Source organism: Vibrio genomosp. F10 str. 9ZD137 (assembly GCF_049974785.1).
Taxonomy (GTDB): Bacteria; Pseudomonadota; Gammaproteobacteria; order Enterobacterales; family Vibrionaceae; genus Vibrio.
Genome location: NZ_JBNGCJ010000056.1, coordinates 1 through 1,535, shown reverse-complemented (window position 1 = coordinate 1,535; position 1,535 = coordinate 1). Strand labels below are relative to the sequence as shown.

Sequence of the window (1,535 nt, the reverse complement as noted above, 5' to 3'; positions counted from 1 at the left end):
CTTTTGCGGTGACCCACTCGCCATCAATGTATGGCTGAATAGGATCCTTGGCGAAGTCGTGCACGGTATCTTCATTTTTTTGTGGCACCATATCAATATGAGCCTGGAGAACAACACCTTTTCTGTTTTCCATTCCTGGTGTGGCTGGTTTTTTGATAAAGACATTCCCCGTCGGATCTCTGCGAACATCAAGACCTTCTGCTTTTGCCCAGCTAATGATGTACTGAGCCAGCTCTTCTTCATGCTTAGAAGGGTGGGGAATAGAACAGATTTTATCGAAAAACTGCCAAATTGAAGCGGGTGATAAACGACTAATTTCAGAATGAAACTCAGGCATGGTTAACTCCTTTATGTTGTTTGGTTGAGATTTAAATAGGGTTTAATGCAAGGAAGTAGACTATTTGACTATCTATTGTCCTGCTTAAAATCTCGTGTACTCAGCATACCATTACCTTAGGTCAGCGAGTAGCCTAAGTGACCAACAGCCTTAATGGATTATGGAATTGGCGGGTGCTATTGGATTGTTAAGTGAAACAACACACCTAACTTTCAAGCTGTCATTCAGTTTGAATGGTATTTTTTTGTAATTAAATTACGCAATATGGGTCTTTTATGGATTTTTTGTGATTTAAATCACTTTTTAGTTGTAATATAATTTCTTGGTGGTATATTAATACTCAACTTCAGAAAGAAGAACAAATGCTCAAAGGATGAGTCCGTTAATCGCCTCCATGGAACTGAGAATCAAATGGTATTTAATTGATTTTAAGGTGATAGTTATGAAAAGTTTACCAACTACAACGTTCTGGACTAACAGCAATGTTTACACTAGCGACTTTGTATACCCAATCAGTTTTGGTTATTAATCACCAAAACTATGAGTAGCCACTAACGGGATACTCGACACGTTTTACCCCTATATATTGGAATTTTTTTACAGCTTAATGGCTGAGATGATTCAACCGCCACTCAATTTGAGTGGCGTTTTTTTTATCTGAACAATAGTCACTGTCTTAGGTTTAATCGATAACGCTGGGTTTTAATATTTAAAACATTTCTTTAACCTCTATGCCATCATAATCAATCCCTTCCTTTGGTTTTTTCCTCAAAATACTTTGAAAGTTTAGAACATGGTCTAAAAAATCACCATTGCCACTATTTTACTCTATTTACTTAAGTGTCTTATTTTTATGGTTTTTATGCTTATTCTGTTGACATGGGTTGTTGCTCAATGGCCATGCCGATACGTAAATATTCATTAGAGTCATAATTCTATCTGGAATTTGTTATTTGATAACTCTATAATTTACGCCAATCGATTACGCAACCGTTTACTTTTCACCCTTATAGGACCCGATCATGCTCGAAAGGCTATTTAAACTCAGTGAACACGGTACGAACGTGAAGACTGAGATCATTGCAGGTGTTACGACATTCCTAACGATGGCTTACATTATTTTTGTTAACCCAGCAATGCTCGCTGATGCAGGAATGGATCATGGCGCCGTATTTGTCGCGACATGTCTTGCCGCTGC

At 37.8% G+C, this 1,535-nt stretch carries 2 pseudogenes; one reads left to right on the top strand and one right to left on the bottom strand.

From position 1 onward, the window contains the following. Positions 1-337 (bottom strand): annotated as a pseudogene (locus ACP45E_RS00700) (cytosol nonspecific dipeptidase); the annotation flags it as partial. A gap of 1,022 nt (positions 338-1,359) precedes the next feature. On the opposite strand from ACP45E_RS00700, the pseudogene ACP45E_RS00695 reads away from it, so the two are divergent. Then, positions 1,360-1,535 (top strand): annotated as a pseudogene (locus ACP45E_RS00695) (NCS2 family permease); the annotation flags it as partial.